This is a genomic window from Ereboglobus sp. PH5-10, assembly GCF_029504735.1.
Classification (GTDB): domain Bacteria; phylum Verrucomicrobiota; class Verrucomicrobiia; order Opitutales; family Opitutaceae; genus Ereboglobus.
On sequence record NZ_JAQFIP010000001.1, the window covers coordinates 234,270 to 258,112 of the forward strand.

Genomic DNA, 23,843 nt, shown 5'->3' on the forward strand with positions numbered 1-23,843 from the left:
TTTGTCACTGCTTTGGCAGCGTCACGACATCCGGATTCGCCTTTATGAACGCGAGGATTTCCGCGCGCATTTCCCTGACCGCGTCCTGCGTGACCTGGGTTTTCAGCATTTCATCCGCGATGAGAAAACCGAGTTTCCTGCCGGCAATCGTGTCGGTCGGGAAGTGCACGCCCGCGAGGACGCGGCCCCACATGGTTTCGCGCACTTCCTCAAAGAGCGGCTCCTTGTATTCGGGCATTGCCGCCGCGAGCACGCCAGCCCAGGCCGCGCTGGCGGCGGTGTGTCCGCTGGGATAGGAGGATTCGCCGGGGCGGCGCAGGCACGGCTGGATGCGCGGGTCGCGAACGAACGGGCGGGGGCGGTTCCAGTGGTTCTTGACCGTAATGCCGATGTAGTGGCGCTCCATGTTGATCTCCCGTAAAATTTGCGCGGTGCGGGGCAGGTTTTTCTCCGAAAACCAGGGGCCGAATGCCTGCGCGCCCATGCCCATGACGTTGCGCGCGGTATGCGTATTGACGCGTTTCGCCCGCTCGACTTGCTCCGGCGTGCGGTCTTTTTGCAGCTGGAGAAGCGTTTCAAGATCGGCCATTCCCGCAACCGAGTCATCCGCGGGCGGCGACGGTATCTGCGCGATGATATCCTGAATGTTGCTCTTAAAATAACGATACTCGAATGACTTCGGCTGCGCCGATGCGACGGCTGCGAGAAAGAAAATGGACAGGAACGCAACGGCGAACCGGGCGGGACGATGTGATGGTTTCATAGTTTGGTCGAATAAGAGGTTGAGGTAATGACAAATGAGATCGGAAATGAAAGGCGCGCGGATGCCCGGCACAGTCTGCAATCGGAAAAAACAACAGGCCAAATTCCCAACGCCAAGGCGAAAATGGCGGATGCCGGGAACGCGTGCTTATCCCGCGAATCAATCAACAGGGGCGGCGCGTCCGGTATGTCCGACGCCGCCAGTTGTTGTTGGTTGGTTGTCAAAAAAGGCTTAGCGGAGCTCCTTGATGATGGGGGTGAGCGTCATGTTGCGGTAGCTGGCGTTGGTGTGGTCGCCTTGGAGGTAGATTGGGCCCGGAACAAACTCGTCGGCGGTGATGGCTCCGCCGGTGACTCCGAGGACGGGCTGGTTGTCGATGATTGTGACGCCGTTGAGGACGACCGTGACGTGGCGGTCGGCGAGGATGATGTCCACGGTCTGCCACTCGTTCGCGGGTTTTTCGGCATTGGTCGAGGGGGCGAGCCGGCCATAGAGCGAACCCATGGTTTGGTGCGCGTTTTCCTGCCGGCTGTTGCTCATCTGGATTTCGTAGATGCCGCGAAGATAGGCGCCGCTGTTGCTGTTGGGAGGGAGGCTGACCTCGAAGGCGAGGCGGAAGTCCTTGAAGGTTTTATCGGTGGTGCTGAGGTTGGCGCCGCGTTTTTTCGTGCCGTCGGGGAAAACGACGGTGTTGGTGAGGACACCGTTTTTGAGGGTCCAGCCATTGTAGGCCTTGGGGTTCATGGATTCCCAGTTGGAGAGATCGTCGCGGATGAGTTTGACCGGGGCTCCGTATTTGAGCTTGGAGAGGTCGGGCGCGGGCGGGAGGTCGGGAATGCGGGTGGCGGTGAAGGCGGCGGGGCGTCCGACGGGCTTGCCGTTTTCGTCGAGCGTTTGGAGGTCAATGGCGAGGGTGCCGGAGGCGGTTTGCCGGGCGGTGAGCAGGTCGGTGCGGGCGAGCTTGGCGCCGTTTTTCCCCGTGTGCTTGTAGGCGCGGCGGAGTTCGACGGCGTCGTTTTTGAGGGCGACGGCGACAGACCGCGGGTGTCCGCTGCCCCAGAGGAGAAGGGCGGAGAGTTTTTCGTTTTCCGTTGAGAAGCCGAGCCAGCCGGCGCGGCCGTTGGGGAGCGTGAAGGCCCAGCGGGAGTTTTCCAGTGAAGCGGCCAGGGCGGGCGCTTTCAGCGTGGTTTCACCGGCGGCGCGGGCTGCGGGCGAGGAGAAGCCGGCGAGCGAAAACACGAGGGATGCAAGGAGGAGGGTCGTTTTTTTCATGATGGATTGGTTATTAAAAAGAAAAAGGAGGCCGCGCAAGCGTGACGCGCAAAAGAAGGGCGCCCATTCCAACACAAGCGTGGTTTGGACTCAGCGGAGGATTTCCACCGAGGAGACTTTTAGCATGAGGGTGAGCTGGGAGGGATTGGCCACGTTGGAGGGCTGCATTGTGAGCTGGTCGAGGCCAATGTAAGGGGAGCGTTTTTTCAGCTCCTCGTAAAACTTCACCACTGTGGCGTAGTCCGTGTTGCGAGCCGTTATCTGGGCGCTGTTCACCGAGAATTGGGCGGTTTTTTCCGTGCGCGCATCACTAATGGTTTTGTTGGTGATGCCGACGGCGGTGGCAATGGTGTCGAGCTCGGCTTGCAGGCGCACGGTGTCGTAGGTGCGCGAAGGGTCGAGCTGGCGAATGGCGGCGTTGGCGCGGGCCTGGATCGATTCGCGCGCGTCGAGTGTCATTTGCTGCACTTTGAGCGTGAGGCTCGTGCTTTTGAAATCGCGGACGAAGGTCGTGGTGCGTCCGATGGCGGCGGTCAGCCACCAGAGCGCGGCGACGAGGACGAGTCCGACGAGGAGGACTTTTTCGCGTGTTTGGCGGCTCAGGAAAAAGGCTTTCATTGGTTGGGTTCCTCCTCCGCGGTTTCATTGGCGGGTTGCGGCGCGGGTTGGGGAATGTTGATTTTTTGGCCAACGTGGAGTCGGCGCGGGTCGGCGAGGCCGGGGTTGGCGGCAATGATGTCGCGCGGGGAAACGCCGGCTTGCCTGGCGATGCGCGCGATGGTGTCGCCTGTGACAATGGTGTGCTCGGTGGTTAGCGGCGCGGATTGTCCGTTGGCGGACGGGGCGGCGTCGGGGGGAGGCGTTTCGGATTGGCCGGGGGTGAGCTGTTGCTGGATTTGGTCGTGGATGCTGGGTGCGGCGGATTGCGAAGCGCCGGGCTGGGGCGCGGCGTTCTCGGCGGCGTTTTCGTTGGCGGCGTCTGTTTTTGGGGTTGCGGTGTTCTTTGGTTGCGGCGGGGGAATGTCCTCGGCGGCGATCACGGTGCCGGGCTTGAAGGTGATGAGCATCGTGAAGGTGGTGGAACCGTCGCGCGTGGCGGGGTTGTTGATGTCGAGTTTTTCGATGGCGGGCAGGGAAACGAGGGAGGTGCGGAAGGAGTTGAAGTCGGCGGCGCGGTTGGTGCGGGCCTGGATTTCAATGCTGTTGAGGCTGCGTGTGATGACGCGGGTGAAAACGATCGTGTCGGGGAGCGCGGGGCGGAGCAGGTCGATCATCTCAAAGGGAAGCAGGCGCTTGGTGGAAAGGTCCTCGATGCGGGTGGCGAGGGTGTTGGCGCGGTCGATTTCGGCGACGTGGGGAGCCTGCTCCTTTACTTGGTAGATTCGTTTTTCCTGCAAAAATTTTCCGCCCTTGAGCGCGATGTCGATGAGGGCGCAAAGGGCGAGGAGGCTGAGGCAGCCCAGGAAGGCGCGCCAGAGAAGGAGGTCGCGGCGGCGGGAGGCGCGGCGGGCGACGAGCTCGGCCTTGTCGCGAACGTCGAGCATGTCGAGTTGCGCCGTGGTGAAGGTGGTGGTGCTTGGCGTGGTGCGGGTGTTTTTGGCGGGCGGGGTGGCGAAGACGAGGGCGTTGTCGGCGCGGGCGGGCGGCGGGACGGTGTCGAGCGCGGGGTATTCGTATTCGTGGAGATGGATGGTGCCGGGCGTGGCGCGCAGGAGCTCGTTGCGGAGGGCGGCGCGCGCGGCGTCCCGGTCCGTCTCGGAGAGGGGCGGCTTGTCATCGTCGGGCTCGGGATATGCGCGCGAAATAACGAGGGCGGGCACGCCGCTGCTGTCGGCCCAGTGGATTGCGGTAAGGCTGTCGGGAGTGGAGAGGAGCGCGGTGGTGCCGGGGCCGGCGGCGGGGTTCAGAAGAGTGGCGAAGGCGGGGAGCACGGCATCGGCGGCGGGCCAGGTTTCGACACTGGCCTGGCTGAAGCGCTTGCGGTAGGCGGCGTGGATGAGGGCGTGCCGGGCACCGGGGCGCCAATGGTAGCCGTAATACATCTGCGCGATGGGAAAGGGCGCGAGGGTTTCGAGAGCGAGTTCGACCTGGGTGGAAAGCTCCTCCGGCGTTTGGTCCTCGGACACGGGAATGGCGCGCACAAAAAACTGCGTGTCGGGCAGGAGCACGACATTGGGCGGGGGAGCTTTTAGAAACTTGAGGGCCATGTAAGGGTGCGGAATGTGGATTTTGGAATGCGGAATGGCGCAATCCTCAGCGCGTGATGTTAGTTGTGAAAGTGTTTTGCCGTGTTGGCTAATAGAAAATTCATTCGGTTTCGGTTTCGCCGATGACGGGCGCGGGCGGGGGGACGAGGTCGTTTTCGCGGATTTCGAGAAAGGTGTATGGGTAGTTCAGGTTTTTTTGCGTGGTGCCGGCGGAGGCGTTGGCCCGGGTGGTGTTGGCGTTGTTAGACGTGCGCGAGGTGCCTTGGTTGCCGGGCGTGGTGTTATTGTTTGAGTTTGTGCCGCTGGTGGAGGTGGAGGCGGTGTTTTGCTGCGCCCACGCGACGGGGAGTTTGGCGCCGCCCGTGCCGGGCATTGAAACGAGGGCGTTGAGGCGGTAGTTGGCCGGGCCTTGGCGGATGGTGATGATGACGCGAAGCGCGCTAATCGTGACGCCGAGCTGGCTGGCGGGAGTGCCGGCGCCGAGGAGGGTGTCGACCTCGTCCTTGCTGGCAAAATAGCCGCCGGTGCCGGCGAGGGTGCGGCCATCCTCGCCCTGGAGGAAGTTGGAGAGTTTTTCGTCGAGCGAGGTGTCGAGGTTGCCGAGCGCGCCGAGGATGTCGGGAGGGGCGGCGTTGATGTTGGGAGTTTGGAAATCGTAGAGGGAAAAGGTTTGGACGAAGCGATGCCAGAGTTCGTTGGGGCGGCCGGTTTCGTCGTAAAAAATATCGCGCGCGAATTCGATGGAGGCGAGTTCGTCGAACGAGCGGAGCGTGCGCGCGGGCGGCGTGAACGGAAGGTCGCCGGTGTCGTAGTCCTCGGGCAGGGGCGCGCCCGCCGTGGCGGGGATGTAATCGGCGCGCATCCAACCGAGGAGCGCGTCGGTGAGTTTGGCCGCGGTGGTTTCGTCGAGCCCCCAGTAGGTGAAGAGCGAGGTGAGCGTGGTGGCGTTGACGTTGGGCAGGGAAAGTTTGCCGCTCTCATCCTCGAATGCGACCTCGACGGTGTAATCGGGGTTGATGGGTTCGTAGCCGGCAAAGCCGAGCGGATCGGCCCAGCCCTCGGCGGGGCTGTGGAGCGAGCCGAGCGCGGCGCGAAAATCCTCAAGGACGGCGAGCGTGGTCTCCATCGCGGAATACGCCTCGACACGCATGTTCGCCGCGTCGTTTGCGCGAACCTCGACGGCAAGGTCGTTGAACGCCTTCTCCATGAAGAGGGCGAGCGCGATCGAGGCGAAGGCCATCATCACAAGAACAACAATGATGATCGAAGCGCGGCGGGAGCGGAGTTTGCGCGGGTGAAATTTCATGGCGTGCTTCGATAAATTCCAAATTCCGAAATCCCAAAATCCAAAAGACGAGGCCACGCCTCGTCCGGCGGCCTGGAGACCGCCGCTCCGTTCGCAAGCGACACATCGACTGTGGACGACGCTTGAGAGCCGGAGGGTGTGCTTTGGAATTTGGCCATTGGGTTTGGGTTGTTCGTTGGAATTTGAATATTGGAATTTTTACAGCATCGGGAGTCCTTGCGGAGGCGCGCCGGGGATGTCGATTACGGTTTCGAGGGTGCGACCCGAGTAGGTGAAGGTGAGGCGAATGCGCTGCGGGAGGACGCCCTGATTGGAGTTGTCCTTGCGAAGCACGGTTTCGTTTTTCCACGTCTTGAGATCAATGTCGTAATAGTCGTAGGTCATGCCGGTGACGAGCGGCGTGATGACGGTTTCGCGTGGCGCGTCGATGTCGAAGTTGGTTTCGAGACGCGAATGCCAGAGGAGGATAAGCCCCTCGCCCTCGCGGCAGGCGAGCGAGCACACAACGCCGGGAAGCGCGCGGTCGGGCCACACGCAGAGGCGGCTGCCGTTGGGAAGCTCGTAGGTGAGGTAGAGGTCGGAGTTGCCGGTCTGGTCGCGCACCTCCTGAATCGTCACGGGTGCGGCGGCGGTGCTTGAGGTGCTGGATTGCGCGCCCGCGGTGCCGCCGGTGGGAGGAAGCGCGGCGGAAGCGAGCTCGCTTTCGAGAAAACGGGTGACGTTGCGCGAGTGCAGGTCGAACAGGCGCACATCGGAGTTGCGCCCCCAGAGTTCGCCCATCGAAAAGATAAGCGTGGTGGAGGCGACAATCACCATCGACACAATCGCCACCGCGATGAGGACTTCGATCAGTGTGAACCCGCGTCTGCGACGAGGGAAATTCCAAATTCCAGATTCCAAATTCCAAGGCGTATGCGCGCGCGATTCGCAGGGGCGCGCCTTGCGCGCGCCACTACGGGGATTGTTTGTCGGCGTGTTCATCGTCTGGGCGCGCCTCCTCCGCTGGTGTTTCCGCCGGCGCGGCTTCCTTGTTTGTTGCCACCGCCGCCACTGCCGGACTTGGAGCCGCCGCCGGACGTGGAGCCGCCGCCACTGCCGCCACTTGAGGAGCTGGAGGAGCCGAATCCGGAAAGGGGCGAGGGCTGTTGGTCTTGGACAATGCGGTCGCGCGCCTCGGCTCGGAGCGTGGCGGCGTCGGGCGAAAACCCGGAGGTCGTCGACCAGGTGGGCCGGAGCAAACGAAACACCTCGGTGATGGTCTCCTCTTTTTCGTCGGGTGTGTTTCCGGCGCCCAGCTCGCATGTGAAGGTGACGTGGAAAAGGTTCGCGGTGTTCGTGGCCTCGATGACGGCGGACCATTTCACCTGGCGTCCGGTCGCGCCCTCGAACGAGTCGCCTTTTTGCGCGGTTTCAAAATCGGCCTCGGCGAGGAGCATGTTGCGCGCGAAACGGAGGTCTAGGTTGCGCTTGGGATTCGCGGCGGCGGCTTCGTAGGCGTAGAGCACGTTCATGTAGGCGCCGACAAGCATGACGCCCATCATCGCGCAGATCGCGAGCGCGACGAGCACCTCGACAATCGTGAACGCGCGGCGGCGGTGGCGCGGCATGCGGCGGTTCATTGGCCGTCCTCCTTTTGCTCGAGCATTTGCGCGCATGTCCATGGGTCGATGGCGAGCGTGTGCGCGGTGGTGCCGATGCGGAATTGCGCGCGAAAGGGCGTGCAGGTGCCGTCGCCGTAAAATGTCACATGCGCGATGGTCTGCGTTTCGATGAGTTCGCCGCCAACGAGGATCGAGCTGGCGCCTTTTTGCGTGGTGAGAAAATCACACGTCACCTCGCCCATGTCCTCGAACGGAAAAAACTCAGCGCCGCCGTTGTCCCATGTGGCGGAAAGCCCGGCGGGGGTGTCGGAGCCCTCGCCCGTGACGGCGGGGACGTAGGCGAGGCGGACTTCCCTGCCGCTCATGAGCGCCTGCTTGCGCGCGGCGGTGACGGCGACCCAAAACACCTCGTCGGGCGTCGCGGGTTTGTCGTTGGTGAGATGCGAGCCGCCGACGATAAGCACGGCCGTCATCATTCCGATGAGAGCAAGCGCGAGCAGGATTTCCAAAAGCGTAAACGCCTCATGCCGCCCGCGCCTTCGGCGCGGAGAATTCCAGATTCCAACTCCCAATTTCCAAGGTGAGCGGGCGCGGAGTGGACGGTTGTGCGTGGACGACCTCACCAAGATTGAGCGTGTGCGAGGCGCGGTTGCGAGAGGGGGGGGCGTTACTGGCCCGTGGAAGCGGAGCCTGTGGCCCAGTTGCCAATGTCGTCGGCGGTGCCGCTTTGTTTGTCGGGGCCGTTTGACCAGACGTCGTAGCCGGTTTTGTTGCGAGTGCCGGGATAATTGTATTGGTAGGCGACGCCCCAGGGGTCGAGAAGGGTGGATTTGTCGCCGTCGAGATAAGGACCGCGCCAGCGCTCGGCCTTGTCGGCGGGAGCGGTGATGAGCGCCTGAAGTCCCTCGGCGGTTGAGGGGAAATCGCCCATGTGCATGCGGTAGGATTGGAGGGGAACCTTGAGGCTGCTGGAAACAAACATCTTGGCCACGTCCTCCTTGGCTCCGCCAAAGATGTTGTCGAAATTGGCGACCGCGAGGCCGATGATCATGCCGGCGATGGCGAGCACAACGAGAATTTCGAGAAGCGTGAACGCGCGCGCAGTCGTGCGGAACAGGCGGCGGGCGGTGTGGCGGATGAGGGGCTTTTGCATGATGTGTGTGTTTTTGTGAGCGTGTTTGGTTGGGAATGAAGACGAACGCCCGGCGGGAGGCGTTTCAAAAAATGAGGCGTGCATGTTGTTATGTTGGCGAACGCTTGTCGAGAGCGGGCGCGCGACGGCTCAACGTCCGCCATTGCGCATCTGGAGACTGCCCGGGTGCAAACAGGCAGATAAAATCGCGCCGGCAACAGGCGAGAGTGACTGAAAACAGCCCTCCCCCAGCCTTGCGCCCCGCCCCTTCATTGCGCGAATTGGCGATAAGCAAAATTGCCGGACCTTGCCGGTTCACATCAAACCCTTGGCATAACCATCACAATCCCGTGGCAGCATGCAAAGCAATGTCCCTGCGTTCTACTTTTTCAGCAGCACGTCGCACACGATCGGCAGGTGGTCTGAGGGGTGGCGGCCTTTGTCGTAGGTGCTGGTAAGCACGGTGTAATTCAGAACTTTTGTCCGGTCGTTGATGAATACAAAGTCTATCCGCCCCCTGGGTTCGCCGCGGAAATTTCCAGCGCCCATGTTGGTGTCCTTCGGGCCAAGCGGCGGGGTGGCCGTCGCATGATAGGCGTCTTTCAAATATTCCGTGATCGCCTTGTATTGAGGCGTCGTGTCGGGCGAGTTGAAGTCGCCCGTGCAGATCACGGGGAGGCTGTCCTTGGTGATTTCCTTGACCATGCGAACCATCAACGGGCCCGAGTTCTGCCTCGCTGTGATGTAGCGCCAGTAGAAGTGGGCGGTGAAGAAATAGAATTCCCGCCCGGAGGCGTTGTCCTTCATTTTGGCCCAGGTGCAGATGCGCGTGTCGGTGGCGTCCCAGCCAATGCTTTTTTCATTGGGCGTCTCGCTAAACCAAAACACGCCCTTGTCCAGCACCTTGTATTTATCACTTCTATACACAATGGCGGCCGTGTGTATATTGCCCTGTTTCCCCCCGTAGGGATGGGCCACGTAATCGTATTCGGGCAGCAGTTTTTTCAAGTCGGCCATTTGTCTTTCGTCGCCCTCCTGCGTGCCGACGACGTCGATTTGGCTTTGCTTAATCAGGTCGGCGACGGCGGCCTTGCGCGCATCCCAGCTGTTGCCCGACTCCCCGTCCTTTGCCGAGTCGTATCGTATGTTGTAGCTCGACACGCGCAGCCTGGCGCCGCCGTCGCATTTCGCGGTGGATGCGGCGGCGGGAAGATTATTGACGGCGAAAAGGCATGACGCGGCGAGGGCGAGCAGGGCGATTGTATTGTTTTTCATAATTACTGTTTTTTATAATATATTACTCAAATAATGTTTTTATTTTTTAACCGCGAATGGACGCGAATAAACGCGAATGCTTCGGCCGGCTGGATTTATTTCGCGTTTATTCGCGTCCATTCGCGGTTTAATAAGCTTTAAGAAAAATTGAGTATTTTTTCGAAGCGCGCGTGCAGGTCGTTTAATTCGGCGGGTGTTTTGTTGCTTCCCTGTTCGGTGGCGATCCATCCGTTTTTATACGAACCGCGCAGGGCGCGCATCACTTCGGGCCAGTTGATGTCGCCCTCGCCGAAGGGCACCTTGAAGCCTTTCCGGGCGCCCTGCTCGGCGGCGATTTTTTTGCTGAACTCCTTGAAGTGAACACGGGCGATGCGGTCGCCAAGGATTCGGATCCATTGCTCCGGCCATCCGTAGTCGAGGATGTTGCCGACATCGAAATAGAATTTCACGAGGGGGCTGTTGAACTGGTCAACATAACGACGCGCCTCCAGCGGGCTGAGGAGAAATTTATTCCAGACGTTTTCGATGCAGATTTGGACTTTCAGTTTTTCGGCGACGGGGAGCAGCCGCTTGATGCCCTCGACGGAGCGCGTCCAGCAGTCGTCGTAGGAAACCTCGGCGTTCACGACTCCGGGAACCAGCAGCACGGCGTCGGTGCCGTAGGCGGCGGCGTCCTCGAGCGCGACGATCATGCCATCGATTCCCTCGCGGCGCACGGCGGTGTCGGGATGCGAGAGCGGTTTTTTCCAGTGCGTGTTGCAGCAAACACTGCTGATCACCAGCCCGGTCGATTTGGCGGCGGCGATCACCTCCCGGCGGTCCATGTGGCTGTTTGGCTCGATGCCCTCGTATCCGGCGGCCTTGATCGCGGTGCATTTTTCAAGCACGGAGCCCCCCATTTTGACGGTGCCCCACATGATGGATTTTTTGAAATTACCCGCGGGACGCGGGGACGTCGAGGCGGGCGCGGCTTGGGCAAAAATCCCTCCGCCGCCCAATGGGAGCGAGGCGGCGGAAAGGACGGCGGCGGATTTTAGGAAGGTGCGACGGTTCAGGTTCATGGCTGGAACGGTGTGGCGGATGGCTGGCGGTTGTTGGTGGTGGTTTTCCGAAGTGGCAGGGATATTGGGAGGCGGGATTATCCCGGGAGCGCGGGCATCTTGCCCGCAGGTTTGGAGGTTTGTGCGGGCGGGACGCCCGCGCTCCCAGGAGGTCACACGAGCGGCGTGACGCCAGGGATGGCGATCTCGCTTTTCGGCGGGGCCATGTCGAAGCGGCAGGTTTCGGGCGTGAGGTTTTCCTTGGAGGCGTTGAGCAGCCACGCGTAGTTGATTTCGCGCCCGGTGTAGGCGGAGTTGCGCCCGAGGATTGCGGTCAGAGTGCTTTCGGCGACGCGTTTGGCGTCGTTGAGCGGGTTGCCGTTGCGGATGCCTTTGATTAGCGCGACGTGCTCGGCGACGAGGCCGTTGGGCGTGTCGTCGGTGAACTTCCATGCTTTCGGGCCGGTGATGGCGGCGGGGAGCCGGGCGGTGCCCTTGGTGCCTACGAGTCGCTCGTTGTTGGAGCGGGTGGACGCGCCGGGCGCCTGGCGGCACATGCTTTGCACGCGGACGCCGTTGGCGTATTCATACTCGACGGCGAAGTGGTCAAAAATGTTGCCATACTTCGGGTCGGTGCGGCTCTGGCGTCCGCCCATGCCGAGGGCCTTGATGGGCGGGCCGCCGAAGGCCCAGTTCATGACGTCGAGGTTGTGGATGTGCTGCTCGACGATGTGGTCGCCGCTCAACCAGGTGTAATAAAGCCAGTTGCGAATTTGGTATTCCATATCCGTCCAGCCGGGTTTGCGCGCGTGATGCCAGAGCCCGTTTGTCAGATAATAAAACTGCCCGCCGACAAGCTCGCCGATATCGCCGTCGTGAACGCGACGCATGGTCTCGATGTAGTGGTCGCTGTAGCGGAATTGCGTGCCGGCGACGATCGCGAGGCGTTTTTGTTTCGCCAGCTCGCCGACGGAGATGACGCGACGCACGCCGGCGACATCCACGGCGACGGGTTTTTCGGCGAAGACGTGCACGCCGGCGTTGATGGCGGCCTCCATGTGTTCCGGGCGGAATTGCGGCGGCGTGGCGAGGATGACGAGATCGACGCCGGAGTTGATGACTTTTTTGTAGGCGTCGAGGCCGACGAACTGGCGCTCGGGCGGAATGGCGAGGCGCTCGGGCGCGACGGGCGGGCGCGGGCGGCGGCTTTTCGGGGTGCCGTTGACCAGGTTGTCGCGGGCGCTTTCGAGACGGTCGGCGAAGGCGTCGCCGATGGCCCAGACGATCACGGAGGGATCGGCGTCGAGGCAGTTGCGCATGGCGCTGACACCGCGGCCGCCGGAGCCGATGAGGCCGACCTTGAGGCGGTCCGAGCCGGACGCAAACGCGGCGGCGGGAAGTTTTGAAAGGAGCGGGGCGGCGGAGAGCGCGGCGGCGGTGCCGAGGAATTGGCGACGGGTGAATGAGGACATGGTTTTTATTTAGGCTTGGGATTTAGTGTTTGTTTAGTGGTGAAAATATTGCGTTGAAGATTGGAAGGCGGCCATGGACGGCACAACGCGTCTAACTTTTCGCGCCTTTATTTCTTTTGTTTTTGGTTTTTGTTTTTTTGGCGTTGGCGTTTCCGGGCTTGATTTTGTCCCAGGGCCAGGGTTTGGCCTTGGCCTCAATGGCCCAGTTTTCCCATGCGGCGGCGAGGCGGTTGGCGATGTCCTTGTGCTGCGCGGCGAGGTTGTTGAGCTCGGCACGGTCGGCTGCAATGTTGTAGAGCTCCCAAGGGCCGTCGGAGCCCTTGGCGACGAGCTTCCAGTCGCCATCGCGCACGGCGCGGTTGCCCTCGTGCTCCCAGAATATTGGCGCGGGGCGTTGCAAGGTTTGCGCGCCGGTGAAGAGCGGACGCAGACTGACACCGGCGAGCGGTGTGAGCGCGGTGTCGCCGCGCTTGGCGGGATATTTCGCGCCGGCCAGGTCAACACAGGTGGCGGCCAAGTCGATGATGTGCGCGGGCGGACGCACAAATGTGCCGTTGAGCGCGGCGGGGATGCCGGCGGGCCAGTGGACGATGAGCGGCGTGCTGATGCCGCCCTCGTGCACCCAGTGCTTGTATTCGCGGAAGGGCGTGTTGGAGACGTTGGCCCAGTCGTGTCCGTAGCCGATGTAGGTGTCCTCGGGGCCGGGCATCGTGCCGACGCCGGTGCGGATGGGGCGTCCGTCGCGCGCTTGCATGTGAGGAGGGCGGGCCTTGGGCTGGGGCTCGTCGGGGCCGAGGGGACGGAATGTCTCGCCGGGCGCGGGCACGTTGGCGGCGGGCTCGGGCTGGCGGCCTTGCGGCTCGGCGCAACCGCCGTTATCGTGCATGAACATGATGATGGTGTTGTCGAGCTGGCCGGATGCGTCGAGTTGGGCGACAATGCGCGCGATGCCCTGGTCCATGCGGTCAATCATGGCGGCGTAAACTTCCATGCAGCGGGCTTCCCACGCCTTGTCCTTCACGTTGTCCCAGCCGGCATTGTCGGACGGGGTGAGTTTCGTGCCGGGCGGGAGGACTCCGAGTTCGATTGCGCGTTTGTGGCGCGCGACGCGGACGGGGTCGTAGCCGTTGTCATAAACGCCCTTGTATTTTGCGATGTCCTCGGGCAGCGCGTGCATGGGCCAGTGCGCGGCGGTGAAGGCGACATACATGAAGAAGGGTTTGGACGCGGAGCCGTCCGCGGCGGCGTTGTCGCGCTGGTGCTGCTTGATATAGAGCACGGCGTTGTCGGCGATGGCGTCGGTGTAATAATATTTTCCCGATGGCGGTTTGTAGCCGGGGTCGTTGAGGGGGGTGATGAGGGTGTTGTCACGGCAGAGCGTGGCGGGGTCATAAAAACTGCCGTAGCCGAGAATGGTGCCGTAGAACTTGTCGAAGCCGCGCCGCAAGGGCCAGTTTGCCGGTTCGCCTGATTCGAGCGAGACGTGCCATTTGCCGACGGCGTAGGTGGAATAACCTCCGGGGCGAAGCATTTCGGCAATGGTCACGCAGTTGTCGCGCAGCGAGCCGGTGTAACCGGGGTGTTTTTGGTTGCGGTTCATGCCGCCCATGCCGGCTTGGTGCGCGTAGAGGCCGGTGAGCAACGAGGCGCGCGTGGGGCAGCAGCGGGCGTTGTTGTAGAACTGCGTGAAGCGCAGGCCGCGCTGCGCGAGCTTGTCGATTGCGGGCGTGCGGATTTCCCCGCCGTAGCAGCCGATGTCGGTATAGCCCATGTCGTCGCTGAGGATGATTATAATGTTCGGCTGTTTCACGGATGCGGGCGTCTTGTCGGCGGCGGTGGCGGCAAGCGGGAGTGTGGCGGCGGCAAGGGCCGCGGCGGTGAGGGTGGCGGGTTTCATGGAAAGAATGACCGGTTATTTTTTGGCGGACTTGTTTTTTGATTTTGACTTGGCCGCGCCGCCTTGGGCGGGGGGAGCCTTGTCCCACGGCCAGGGTTTGGCCTTGGCCTCAACGGCCCAGTTTTCCCATGCGGCGGCGAGGCGGTTGGCGATGTCCTTGTGTTGCGCGGCGAGGTTGTTGAGCTCGGTGCGGTCGGTGGCCATGTTGTAGAGTTCCCAAGGGCCATTGCGATCCTTGGCGACGAGTTTCCAGTCGCCGTCGCGCACGGCGCGGTTGCCCTCGTGCTCCCAGAATAGCGGCGAGGGACGGTGGACTTGGGCGCCGGTGAAGAGCGGGCGCAGACTGATGCCGGCGAGCGGCGTGAGCGCGGTGTCGCCGCGCTTGGCTGGATATTTTGCGCCGGCCAGGTCAACGCAGGTTGAGGCGATGTCGATGATGTGCGCGGGCGTGCGGACAAGGGTGTTGTTGAGCGCGGCGGGGATGCCGGCGGGCCAGTGGACGATGAGCGGCGTGCTGATGCCGCCTTCGTGAACCCAGTGTTTGTATTCGCGGAAGGGAGTGTTGGAGACATTGGCCCAGTCCTGTCCGTAGCCGATGTAGGTGTCGTCGGGGCCGGGCATGACCGCGGGGCCTGTGCGCATGGGGCGTCCGTCGCGGGTTTGCACGGGATAGTTTCTCGTCTGGAGGTCGTCGGGGCCGAGGGGCGCGTAGGTGGCGGTGGCGGCGTTGGGGCGCTCGCGCATGAGGACGCGGCGCTCGGCGTGGCTGTAGGGGGGGCCGTTGTGCCAGCGGAACGTGAGGTCTTCCCGCTGGGTGAAGATTTCGGCGCAGGCGCCGTTGTCCTGCATGAAGAAGATGACGGTGTTGTCGAGTTGGCCGGTGGTTTTGAGGTGGGCGACGATGCGGGCTATGTTTTGGTCCATGCGGTCAATCATGGCGGCGTAAACTTCCATGCACCGGATTTCCCATTCCTTGTCCTGGATGTCTTTCCACGCGGTGTTGTCGGGCGGGGAGAGCTTGGTGCCGGGCGGGAGTAGTCCGAGTTCGGCCAGGCGTTTATGACGGGCCTGGCGGATGGCGTCGTAACCGGCATCGTAGGCGCCCTTGTATTTGGCAATGTCCTCGGGGAAGGCTTGCAGGGGCCAGTGCGCCGCGGTGAACGCGACATACATGAAGAAGGGTTTGGACGCGTCGGCGGAGACGGAATTTTTGCGCGCGTGCTGCTCGAGGTAGCGGATGGCGTTGTCGCCAATGGCGTCGGTGAGATAAAATTGATTATTGGCGGGGCGGTAGCCCTCGGGGTCGTTGTAGGGGGTGATGATGGTGTTGTCGCGGGCAAGCGCGGAGGGGTCGTAATAGCTGGCGGAGCCGATTAGCATTCCGTAGTAGTGGTCGAAGCCGCGCTGGAGGGGGAGGTTTTGCGTCTCTTTGGCGTTGCGGGAAACATGCCATTTGCCAACGGCGTAAGTGGCGTAGCCGGCGGGGCGGAGCATTTCGGCGATGGTCATGCAGTTTTCGCGAATGGAGCCGGTGTAGCCGGGGAGTTTGTGATTGCGGGTCATGGCGCCCATGCCGGCTTGGTGCGCGTAGAGTCCGGTGAGCAGCGCCGCGCGCGTGGGGCAGCAGCGGGCGCCGTTGTAAAATTGGGTGAACCGGAGGCCGCGGGCGGCAAGGGCGTCGAGCGCGGGGGTGCGAATTTCGCTGCCGTAACAACCAATGTCCGAGTAGCCCATGTCGTCCGAAAGGATGACGATAATGTTCGGTTGTTTTCCGGGCGCGGGCGCCTTGTCGGCGGCGGCGAGCGGGAGCGTGACGGCGGCGAAGGCCGCGGCGGTGAGGGTGGCGGGTTTCATAAGGGATGTAACTGCGGGGTTTCGCATGGGATTTTCGGGGAATGTTTTTTTAACCGCAGATGAACGCGGATGGGCGCAGATTAAATACAATAACAGTGTGGTTTGAATCTGTGTTTAGCTGCGGTTTTTTGGTAGGGCGAACCCTCCGGGTGAGCCGAGAATATTTCGGCTCACCGAGACGGTTCGCCCTACCTGATATTATCGAAGTGAAATCAGTCGTGCAGGCGGCGTTTTTTCAGGTAGTCGAGCAGGAGCTCGGAGCGGTCGGTTTGGATGATGCGCGTGCCGAGGTTGTCGATCAGGTAGCCGTAGGCGGCGTCGGGGCCTTGCGTGATCGCGCACTCGTCCTCGTGGCCGCCGGCCATATTTTCCCAAAGCGTGTTATACCAGATGAGCGCGTTGCCCTTCAGTTCGCGCGCGAGTTTTTTGGGGAGCGGGTTGGTGTCGTGCTTGTAGAGCAGCTCGTAGGCGACGGGGTTGATGCCGGCGCGGAAATCGCGGATGATTTGCTCGGCGTTCGGTTTGTCGAGGTTGACGATGGGCATGTAGATGACCTCGTCGAGATACGCGCCGTAGAGTCGCTTGACCTCGTCGTTGGGCTTGCCGCCTTTCATGATGATTTGTCGGGTGGTGCCGGTTTTTTTGAGGAGCGCGAAGACTTCGTCGAAATAGCGGTCGGCCTTGTCGAGGTTGATGAGCACGCGGCCCTTGGTGGCGACGAGCAGTTCCTCAAGCGTGGGGACTTTGTGCTTGGTCCTGATTCCGCAGCCGTTTTTGAGGGTGAGTTTTTTGATTTCCTCAAGGGTTTTCTCGGAGACCTTGCCCTTGTCGCCGCCCTTGCCTTTGTAGGAGGTGGTGCGTTCAAGCGTGCTGTCGTGCATGAGGATGAGCACGCCGTCCTTGGTGCGCTGCAAGTCAACCTCGACGACATCCACGCCCAGCGAGATCGAGCGCTCGATGCCTTGCATGGAGTTTTCGGGCGCGTAACGCCAGTCGCCGCGATGCGCGACGACGAGCACGTCGGGGATGTCGCGCGAGAAGAGTTTCGCGCGCAGTTGGTCAACGCGGTCGGCGGCGTTCAATGCGGCGCCGAGCATCAGGGCCAGCGCGAGGGTGAGGATGATATGCGGTGTTTTTTTCATGGGTTGTGTGTTTTTATTTCAGAGTTATCGGGAAAAAAGTCGGATGGAAGTCGGGGCGGGTTGGTCAGGGAATGTCCACATGCTCACCCCAGGCGGTGAGGATGACGGGGGCGGAGAGTTTTTGCACACGGCGCACACATTGCCAGTAGGATTCGCGGTGGTCAATGGTGTGGCCCATTTCGTTTTCGTGGCCGGTGAGCACAAGCGCGGGCGCGACGCCTTCCACGACGAGCGGGAGGCGCGCCATCCAGCATTGCGGGAGGAAAACATCCACGCGGATTTGCTCGCGGATTTTGAGAAGCTTGGGGAGGTCCGCGCCGCCGCCGGTCTGGTCGCCGGAGTGCAGGATGGTCTTTCCCTCGGGCGTGGTGATCGCGTAGAGGTTGTTGGGCACCTTGCCTTGGTGGCCGGGATAAACGCGCACGGCGAGCGGGGTCTTGAGAGAGCGGAGCGCGACGGTGAAATCGATCGGCTCGGTGGCGTCGGCGGCGCGCGGATGGGTGATGAGCGGCGAAACATCCGTCCAAAGTCCGGGCGGCGCGACGACGGGTTTGCCGGCCTCGATGAAAAGTTTGGCGACGCGGAGGTCGGCATGGTCGTTGTGCGGATGCGAAACAAAAAGCGCGTCGCAACGCTCGATGATCGGGCGCATGAGTTCCAGGTCGAGATAGGGTTCCTCCTCGATGCCGGTGATGACGCGCTTGCCGCCGCGCACGATGTCGATGGCGATCGTGACCGTGGGCGTTTGCAAAATAAAACCGTGATTATAAAAACGGATGATGCGCAGCCCGGAGGCGGGCTTGGGGCCGGCGAGGGTGGCGGCGACGCGCTTGGCGGTGTCCTCCATGAACTCTGTGAACGCCTCGCCCTTGTCGAGTCGGGTGTCGTGGAAGAGCGAGTCGAGCGCGTAGAAGGCGAGCAGGCGTTCGTCGGAAGGCGTGGCGGAGGGCGGGTGCGCGGCGAAAACCTTGCGGGCTTGGTTGAAGATGACCCGCGCCTGCTCCTGAAGCATGGCATCGGATTTTTTTATAAAGCTAAACGCCCTTTGCGTGTCGGCGGGCTGCTTTGCGGGAGTTTGCGCGACGACGGGAATGGGGGCGGCGAAAATAAAAGTCAGGGCGAGAGCGGCAAGGTGGTGTGGAATTTTGAAGTTCATTTTTTTGGAACACAGAGGAGACGGAGAGCCACGGAGGGCGCGGAGGACGGCTGGCTGTTTGGATGATTTTAAGGCGTGTTGGAGTTTTTGTTTTTTTAACCGCAGATGGACACAGATGAACGCAGATAAATACAGGAATAGGTGGTTTGAATCTGTGTTAATCTGCGTTCATCTGCGGCTTCTTGGGTTTGGATTAAAAAATTAAGATGAAAAATTAAGTTATTTTTGACCACGGATTACACGGATATACACGGATGGCGATCCGGGCGTCGCAAGCGACGCCCCTACAGGAATTATCCGTGTTAATCCGTGTAATCCGTGGTCATTTTGGATATTCGCTTTGATGTGGATGAGTGGTGTCTTTCAGGTCTCCGTGGTCTCTGTGTCGGATATCCGTGGTCTCTGTGTTTAAATGTATTTTTCAGTTTTTATAAAACGCCGGGGATGCGCCAGAGGCCGCCTTGCTGGCCGCAATATAAAAGCAGGGTGTCGCCATAGAAATCGCAGTCCTCCGGCTCGTAGGGACAGCTCGCGTTGATGTCTATGCTCTTCTCGATCTTCTTTGTCTTCAGGTTGACGACGATGATTTCGCGGCTCTTGAACTCCGGCGCTCCCTCGGGTGCGTCATGGAGACCAACGGGCAGGTAGAGATAATTTTTTCGGATGCACGCGCCTTGGGTGAGATTCGGAAAGAACACGTAAAACTGATCAAGCATGTCGGCTTTCTGGAAGGTGATTTTCTTTTTCCCGAGGGGAGGCAGGGGCCACTTGGTGACTTGAACGCCCTTCCGTCCATCCTTCGAATAGCTGGCGAGCGAGTAGATGAATTTATTCTCGCGATCCACCACCCAGTCAAAACTGCGCTCCTCAATGCCGCCGGTTTTTATTGTGAGGGTCTGGAGCAGGCGCGGCCCCTTGGGCGAGATGCTTTCGACAAAACACTGGCGGTTGCCGTAGCACTCGGAGACGTAGATCACCGGAAAATACGCCCCCTTGGGCTGCTCGACGCCGAAGGAAACGCAGTTGACGTGATTGGAGCCGCCGTGGCTGGCGAGGTTGAACTCGGTGAGTTTTTTCTTGGTTATCAGATTATAAACCCGGCAATGCCCCTCGTTGTTAAAAAGCAGGGCAACCTCCTCGTAAATCGCCATGCCCTGCGCGGCCTGGCCCTCGTATCTGCCGGGAAAATCATATTCAAGCGTGGCCTTCTGGACGATTTTCGGCTGCGCCGTGACGAGCACAGGAAACATGGCGGCGAGCGCGAAGGCGCAAGCGAAAATCGGGAGGAATGGAGCGCGGGGATGCGGTGTTTTCGGGTTCATGATTTTTGACATATTGAAATTTATTTTTAACCGCAGATGAACACAGATGGACGCAGATAAATACAGAAATAATAATATGGTTTGTATCTGTGTTAATCCGCGTTCATCTGCGGATTACTTTGTTTGAATTCTGAGCGAAGATTATGCGGAGGGCGTCGCAAGCGACGCCCCTACGGGATTATTTTTTGGCGCGGGGAGCCAGGTTGACGCTGCCGGCGAGGTCGCCTTCGTCGGTGGAAAGCTGCCATGCGAGGGCGAGCTCGGGGATGAACTCTTCGCGGATGAGGCCGCGGTTGGGAAGCTGGCGCACTTCCCACTCCAGGCGGTCGGAATAAACGCGGCACACACGGTAGGCGTTGGGCCACTCGGCGAAGGCCGGGTTCTGGATGCAGGCGATGCCTTTGTGCGTGGCGACTTCGTTGTAGTGCATGTGGCCGTTCATCGCGGCGACGACGTTGGGGGCGGCGTCGAGGACGTCCATGAGGTTCTTGTTCAAATGAGAGTTGCCGCGGTCGTAACCGCTCACGGGCGAAACGCCGCCGTGCGAATAAAACGGATAGTGCGAAACGACAATGGTGGGCGTGGCGGTGTCCTGCGCGAGCGTGTCGCGCAACCAGTCGAGCGCGCCGTCGCGGAGGGTGGTTTTGTCGTTTTTCTTGGTGCGGTGGTCGTGGAGTTTTCCGGACGAATCGCGCCAGTGGGAACCGTCGAGCACGATGAAGCGCAGCGGCGGGCGGGCGAAGGCGTAATCGGTGTTTTTCGGGCCGTCGGGGAAAAGCATCGGGATGGTGGCGGCGATGTCCTTGCGGGAGTTGCGCGAGGTGTCGTGATTGCCGATGCAGCCGTAAACGGGGAGGCCGGCGCGCTTGATGACGCGGGCGAGGTCGGAGAATTGGTCGCGGCGGGCGTCGTCGGTCATGTCACCCGCGATGATGGCGAAGGCGGCGTCCTCGCGTTTGAGCTGGCGGAGCACGGCCTCAAGTTGAGGGCCTGAGGGCGCGCCGGCCATGGTGTTGCGCCATTCGCGCCGGTTGTAGCTGAGGTGCGTGTCGGAGAGGAGTCCGAAGGCGTAGAGCGGTTTCTCGGCGGGCTTGGCGTCGGCGCGGAGTTCGAGTTTTGCGAAGTTGCCCGCGCCGCGGAAATGCGGGCTGGCGACGGTGATGTAGTTGCGGCCTTTCGCGAGGCGGAACGGCGTGAGCGCGATGGTGGCGGGCGGGCGTTCGCCGCGGAGTCCTTCGGGAACGCCGTGGATGGTGCGCGCGCCGCGCGGACGACGGACGGCTTTCCACGCGTCGGCTTTCACGGCGGGGGCCGCGATGACGGTGTCGTTCGCGAGCACGGTAACGCGCAGTCCGGGTTGCAGGTCGGCGTCGGGCTCGAGTTGGAGCGAACCGGTGAGGCTCAGGTCGTCCTTGGCGTCGATGGCAAAGACGAGCATGCCGTCTGCGGGAATGGTGGCGGCGGCTTCGGCGGGCAGCGAAGTTTCCGCGCGGGCGATGTCGGGGGCGAGGGCGGCGTTGCGGGTGTCGAGCGCGAGGCTGCCGCCGGGCTTGAGCGAGGAGGCGCGCTTGCCCGCTGCGGAGTTGAGGGCGGTTTTGAGTTGGGGCCAGATTTGCGCGGGCGTTTTTTCAGGGTTGGGGCGCAGCGAGAGGTCGTCGATCCAGTAGGTGCCGTTGGCGCGGACGATGAAGCGGTAAGTGCGATCCTGTTTGCGCCAGTCGCCCGCAAATACCCGTCCGCTCAGGCGCGACCATTGGCCGGGTTTGATGGCTCCGGCGCCGTTGATCATCGTGTAGCGCTCGCCGGTGCTGTCCTCGGCGGAGATGTAGACCGAGATTTTCGTGGCTTTCTCGGTGTAAACCCAGACGGAGAAATCGTAGTTTTCGGAGAAGTCCAGCTTGCCGTCGAGTTCGAGCGAGTAGTATCCCCACGCGGCCTTCGTCGCGGAGGTGATGCGCAGTGAATTTTTTCCGGAGTGCGCGCGGCTAGAATCAATGGCGGTGGTGAGTTTGTTTTCGTCGATGTCCGACGGAGCTCCGCGCTCAAAGTCGGTGTGAACCGGCGCGACGGCGGAAAACGCAACGGGCGCGGCAAGAAGAAATGCGGCGGAAAACGCAAAGCGCGCGAGGCGCTTTGCTAATGAAGAATGAATAATGAAAAATGAAGAATGCATGGGAGGCTGGATTGAGGTTTGTTTATACTGCGGAGTGAAAATCATTATTCATTATTCATTTTTCATTATTCATTAGCGCTGGGCGCGCAGCGCCTGCGCGCTCGTGCGCGTGGTTTTGCCTTTGTCGCTGATTTCGGCGACCCATTCGTAGGTGGCGGAGGCGTCCATGTTGTCCAATGTCGCGGTCGCGGGCGCGCCGGCGGAAATCTCGACGGTGGCGACTTTGGCGAAGGGTTCGATTTTTGCGCCGAAGTCGTAGTCGAGCGTGTAGGTCGCGCTGCCGTCGAGCCGTCCGCGGTTGGCGTGCGGGGAAAAGACGGCGGCGTGGATTTTGTTGGTGCGCGGGGAGAGCGTGAGGATGCCGAGCATGCCGTCGCCGCCGTTTTTGTCGGACTGAAAATCCATGAGGATGGAGTGGACGGTGGAGCCGTTGAAGGTGTCGGTGCGACGACCCTCGCCGGTGATGTGTCCGCCGATGATGAGCATGAGGTTTTTGTTGCCCTTGAGCGCGGCGTAGGCGGCGGCGCCGTCCTTGGTGTGCGCGGACTGGATGCCGGGGGTGAGCGTGGAATGGGTGATGATGATGGCGCGGCGGTCGGCGTGCTTTTTCAAAATGCCGTCGGCCCACTGGAGGACTTCGGGGCGCTTCGCGGGCGCGTCGTATTCGAGGGAGACGACGACGAATTTCTCGGGACCCGAGTCGAAGAATACATAGTAGTTGTTATTATTCTTTCCGTAGTGGCCGCCGTAGTAGCTTTTTTGCGAAAAATGTTTCACGCCGAAATATTCGTTGAAGAGCGTCGCGGGGCCTTCCCACGTGCCGTTTTCGTAACGCTGGTCGTGGTTGCCGACGGCGAGGATGTAGGGGATGCCTTCGGGGCGGCCGGTGGCGGCGGGATCGCCGAGCCGATACATGGCGTTGACGGCGTTGACCCATTCGTTGCGCTCGACGTCGCCGCGGTCGGTGATGTCGCCGAGGTGAAGCACGGCGGCGATGTTGAGGGGGCGGGCGTGGCGAATGACCCAGTCGGTTTGCGCAATGAACATTGCGGGCGTGCCGTTGTGGCGCTCGCGGACGTAATATTGGGTGTCGGGGAGCAGGACGAGATTGAAGTCGCGGGCCGCGGCGGGGCGGCGTCGGGCGAGGAAGGTGACGGTGAGCGGGCCGCCGTCGGGATCGTCGGCGCGCAGGGAGAGCGTGGCGGAGCCGGGCGCGGCGCGGGCGGCGGCAAGGTTTGCGGCGACGGGCGCGCGGTTGGCGGGATTGGCGTCGTAGGTGATGGTGAGTTGCGGGCGTTTTTGGGCGGTTTTTGAATACGAGGAGACAATGCCAAGCGCGTTGGAGGTCTTGCGGAAAACGTGATGCAGGAGCCAGCCGTGATTGGGCGCGCCGCCGGACCAGGCGCGCAGCGTCCGGGTGACGTCGAAGTCGCGGGCGACATCTTTTTCGTTAAAAATGGCGAGGTCGTCGGGCTCGGCGGCCGCCTCGCGATCGTCGGCCTGGATGCCATTGCGGCCCCACGCGGGATAATTCCACGCGGCGGAAGCGTCCCACGGAACCAGCATGCGGTTTAGGTTGAGACGATTGCGGCTGTCGGCGTTTTTGGAGTGCCCGGAGTGGAGACGGAGGGTAGCCTTGACGATGGGCGAACCGGGGGGAATCTGGCCGGGGGCGCTGCCGAAAAGATTGTCGAAACGAAGCAGGGCGACGCTGTTGTTTTTGAATTTATTGGTTTCGGGATCGCGCTCGTATTGAATCCAAAAGACGGCGGATTTCGGGTCGTGCGCATCGGGGATTTTTTTTGCGACGCGGACATCGACCGTGCCGGTGTAACCGCTCGAACCATTTTGAAAAGTGATGGTTTTGAAATCGGGGCCGGTGGTGCCGGCGGCGGTTTTGGTGTCCGCGAAAACGGATGCGGCGAGGAACGGAAGGATGAGCGCGGCGGCGAATGCGGTGATTGAGGCGAGGGAGAATGCGGAGCGTGTTTTTGGTTTCATTTTTTGAGACACAGAGGGCACGGAGGGCGGCTGGTTGGGTGGGTGATTGTATGCGTATGAAAGGTTATTTTTTTAACCGCAGATGAACGCAGATAAACACAGATACAAACCGCCTTATTCTTGTATTTATCCGTGTCCATCTGCGGTCCCTTTGATTTTGACGATGCGATTCGTGTGGTGGCGGGGAAGTCTTGATGGCCTCCGTGACCTCTGTGTCGCGCTGCTTGGAG

The 23,843-nt window shown here is 61.4% G+C and carries 19 protein-coding genes; all 19 read right to left on the minus strand.

The window, feature by feature from the left end; genetic code table 11:
• Positions 1-4: 4 nt before the first annotated feature.
• Positions 5-763: a phosphatase PAP2 family protein gene (locus M2447_RS00990; RefSeq protein ID WP_277556982.1), complete on the minus strand. Its 759-nt coding sequence runs from the start codon at positions 761-763 to the stop codon at positions 5-7.
• A gap of 231 nt (positions 764-994) precedes the next feature.
• Positions 995-2,035 carry a DUF1080 domain-containing protein gene (locus M2447_RS00995; RefSeq protein ID WP_277556983.1) on the minus strand — a complete coding sequence of 347 codons (1,041 nt, stop codon included), beginning with the start codon at positions 2,033-2,035 and terminating at the stop codon, positions 995-997.
• Positions 2,036-2,125: 90 nt separating this feature from the next.
• Positions 2,126-2,653 carry a hypothetical protein gene (locus M2447_RS01000; protein ID WP_277508340.1) on the minus strand — a complete coding sequence of 176 codons (528 nt, stop codon included), beginning with the start codon at positions 2,651-2,653 and terminating at the stop codon, positions 2,126-2,128.
• Entirely contained in the window at positions 2,650-4,242 is a 1,593-nt protein-coding gene (locus M2447_RS01005; RefSeq protein WP_277556984.1) for a LysM peptidoglycan-binding domain-containing protein, read from the minus strand. Before M2447_RS01005 ends, M2447_RS01000 begins: the two co-directional genes overlap by 4 nt.
• A 100-nt stretch (positions 4,243-4,342) precedes the next feature.
• Complete coding sequence (locus tag M2447_RS01010; RefSeq protein ID WP_277556985.1) at positions 4,343-5,548, minus strand: type II secretion system protein GspK; 1,206 nt, start codon at positions 5,546-5,548, stop codon at positions 4,343-4,345.
• A 198-nt stretch (positions 5,549-5,746) separates the two neighbouring features.
• The gene (locus tag M2447_RS01015; RefSeq protein WP_277556988.1) at positions 5,747-6,448 is read right to left on the minus strand and encodes a prepilin-type N-terminal cleavage/methylation domain-containing protein; all 702 of its coding nucleotides are present in this window, start codon (positions 6,446-6,448) and stop codon (positions 5,747-5,749) included.
• Positions 6,449-6,525: 77 nt separating this feature from the next.
• Positions 6,526-7,155, minus strand: a complete 630-nt coding sequence (locus M2447_RS01020) for a prepilin-type N-terminal cleavage/methylation domain-containing protein (RefSeq protein WP_277556990.1) — start codon at positions 7,153-7,155, stop codon at positions 6,526-6,528.
• Positions 7,156-7,163: 8 nt separating this feature from the next.
• Complete coding sequence (locus M2447_RS01025; RefSeq protein WP_277556991.1) at positions 7,164-7,658, minus strand: hypothetical protein; 495 nt, start codon at positions 7,656-7,658, stop codon at positions 7,164-7,166.
• A gap of 158 nt (positions 7,659-7,816) precedes the next feature.
• Complete coding sequence (gene gspG, locus M2447_RS01030; protein ID WP_277508347.1) at positions 7,817-8,302, minus strand: type II secretion system major pseudopilin GspG; 486 nt, start codon at positions 8,300-8,302, stop codon at positions 7,817-7,819.
• 360 nt (positions 8,303-8,662) lie between these two features.
• On the minus strand, positions 8,663-9,556 hold the full coding sequence (locus M2447_RS01035) for an endonuclease/exonuclease/phosphatase family protein (RefSeq protein WP_277556993.1): 894 nt from the start codon (positions 9,554-9,556) through the stop codon (positions 8,663-8,665).
• 137 nt (positions 9,557-9,693) lie between these two features.
• Positions 9,694-10,617: a TIM barrel protein gene (locus M2447_RS01040; RefSeq protein WP_277556995.1), complete on the minus strand. Its 924-nt coding sequence runs from the start codon at positions 10,615-10,617 to the stop codon at positions 9,694-9,696.
• Between the two features lie 152 nt (positions 10,618-10,769).
• Entirely contained in the window at positions 10,770-12,068 is a 1,299-nt protein-coding gene (locus tag M2447_RS01045; RefSeq protein WP_277556996.1) for a Gfo/Idh/MocA family oxidoreductase, read from the minus strand.
• Between the two features lie 91 nt (positions 12,069-12,159).
• Positions 12,160-13,965, minus strand: a complete 1,806-nt coding sequence (locus M2447_RS01050) for an arylsulfatase (RefSeq protein WP_277556998.1) — start codon at positions 13,963-13,965, stop codon at positions 12,160-12,162.
• 15 nt (positions 13,966-13,980) lie between these two features.
• The gene (locus tag M2447_RS01055) at positions 13,981-15,819 is read right to left on the minus strand and encodes an arylsulfatase (RefSeq protein WP_277556999.1); all 1,839 of its coding nucleotides are present in this window, start codon (positions 15,817-15,819) and stop codon (positions 13,981-13,983) included.
• Positions 15,820-16,031: 212 nt separating this feature from the next.
• On the minus strand, positions 16,032-16,961 hold the full coding sequence (locus M2447_RS01060) for a glycerophosphodiester phosphodiesterase family protein (protein ID WP_277557000.1): 930 nt from the start codon (positions 16,959-16,961) through the stop codon (positions 16,032-16,034).
• A gap of 64 nt (positions 16,962-17,025) precedes the next feature.
• Positions 17,026-18,117: an MBL fold metallo-hydrolase gene (locus M2447_RS01065; protein ID WP_277508358.1), complete on the minus strand. Its 1,092-nt coding sequence runs from the start codon at positions 18,115-18,117 to the stop codon at positions 17,026-17,028.
• 428 nt (positions 18,118-18,545) lie between these two features.
• Positions 18,546-19,439, minus strand: coding sequence for a hypothetical protein (locus tag M2447_RS01070; RefSeq protein WP_277557001.1), 894 nt, complete (start codon positions 19,437-19,439; stop codon positions 18,546-18,548).
• A 178-nt stretch (positions 19,440-19,617) separates the two neighbouring features.
• Positions 19,618-21,612: a metallophosphoesterase gene (locus M2447_RS01075; RefSeq protein WP_277557003.1), complete on the minus strand. Its 1,995-nt coding sequence runs from the start codon at positions 21,610-21,612 to the stop codon at positions 19,618-19,620.
• Positions 21,613-21,684: 72 nt separating this feature from the next.
• The gene (locus M2447_RS01080; RefSeq protein WP_277557004.1) at positions 21,685-23,613 is read right to left on the minus strand and encodes a DNRLRE domain-containing protein; all 1,929 of its coding nucleotides are present in this window, start codon (positions 23,611-23,613) and stop codon (positions 21,685-21,687) included.
• Positions 23,614-23,843 lie beyond the last annotated feature (230 nt).

Bases quoted from the DNA above. Each gene is read 5' to 3' on its own strand.
- M2447_RS01005 (WP_277556984.1), bottom strand. From the start codon at position 4,242: ATGGCCCTCAAGTTTCTAAAAGCTCCCCCGCCCAATGTCGTGCTCCTG.
- M2447_RS01070 (WP_277557001.1), bottom strand. From the start codon at position 19,439: ATGAACCCGAAAACACCGCATCCCCGCGCTCCATTCCTCCCGATTTTC.
- M2447_RS01010 (WP_277556985.1), bottom strand. From the start codon at position 5,548: ATGAAATTTCACCCGCGCAAACTCCGCTCCCGCCGCGCTTCGATCATC.
- M2447_RS01080 (WP_277557004.1), bottom strand. From the start codon at position 23,613: ATGAAACCAAAAACACGCTCCGCATTCTCCCTCGCCTCAATCACCGCA.
- M2447_RS01045 (WP_277556996.1), bottom strand. From the start codon at position 12,068: ATGTCCTCATTCACCCGTCGCCAATTCCTCGGCACCGCCGCCGCGCTC.
- M2447_RS01060 (WP_277557000.1), bottom strand. From the start codon at position 16,961: ATGAAAAAAACACCGCATATCATCCTCACCCTCGCGCTGGCCCTGATG.
- M2447_RS01050 (WP_277556998.1), bottom strand. From the start codon at position 13,965: ATGAAACCCGCCACCCTCACCGCCGCGGCCCTTGCCGCCGCCACACTC.
- M2447_RS01055 (WP_277556999.1), bottom strand. From the start codon at position 15,819: ATGAAACCCGCCACCCTCACCGCCGCGGCCTTCGCCGCCGTCACGCTC.
- M2447_RS01000 (WP_277508340.1), bottom strand. From the start codon at position 2,653: ATGAAAGCCTTTTTCCTGAGCCGCCAAACACGCGAAAAAGTCCTCCTC.
- M2447_RS00995 (WP_277556983.1), bottom strand. From the start codon at position 2,035: ATGAAAAAAACGACCCTCCTCCTTGCATCCCTCGTGTTTTCGCTCGCC.
- M2447_RS01035 (WP_277556993.1), bottom strand. From the start codon at position 9,556: ATGAAAAACAATACAATCGCCCTGCTCGCCCTCGCCGCGTCATGCCTT.
- M2447_RS01040 (WP_277556995.1), bottom strand. From the start codon at position 10,617: ATGAACCTGAACCGTCGCACCTTCCTAAAATCCGCCGCCGTCCTTTCC.
- M2447_RS01020 (WP_277556990.1), bottom strand. From the start codon at position 7,155: ATGCCGCGCCACCGCCGCCGCGCGTTCACGATTGTCGAGGTGCTCGTC.
- gspG (WP_277508347.1), bottom strand. From the start codon at position 8,302: ATGCAAAAGCCCCTCATCCGCCACACCGCCCGCCGCCTGTTCCGCACG.
- M2447_RS01075 (WP_277557003.1), bottom strand. From the start codon at position 21,612: ATGCATTCTTCATTTTTCATTATTCATTCTTCATTAGCAAAGCGCCTC.
- M2447_RS01065 (WP_277508358.1), bottom strand. From the start codon at position 18,117: ATGAACTTCAAAATTCCACACCACCTTGCCGCTCTCGCCCTGACTTTT.
- M2447_RS00990 (WP_277556982.1), bottom strand. From the start codon at position 763: ATGAAACCATCACATCGTCCCGCCCGGTTCGCCGTTGCGTTCCTGTCC.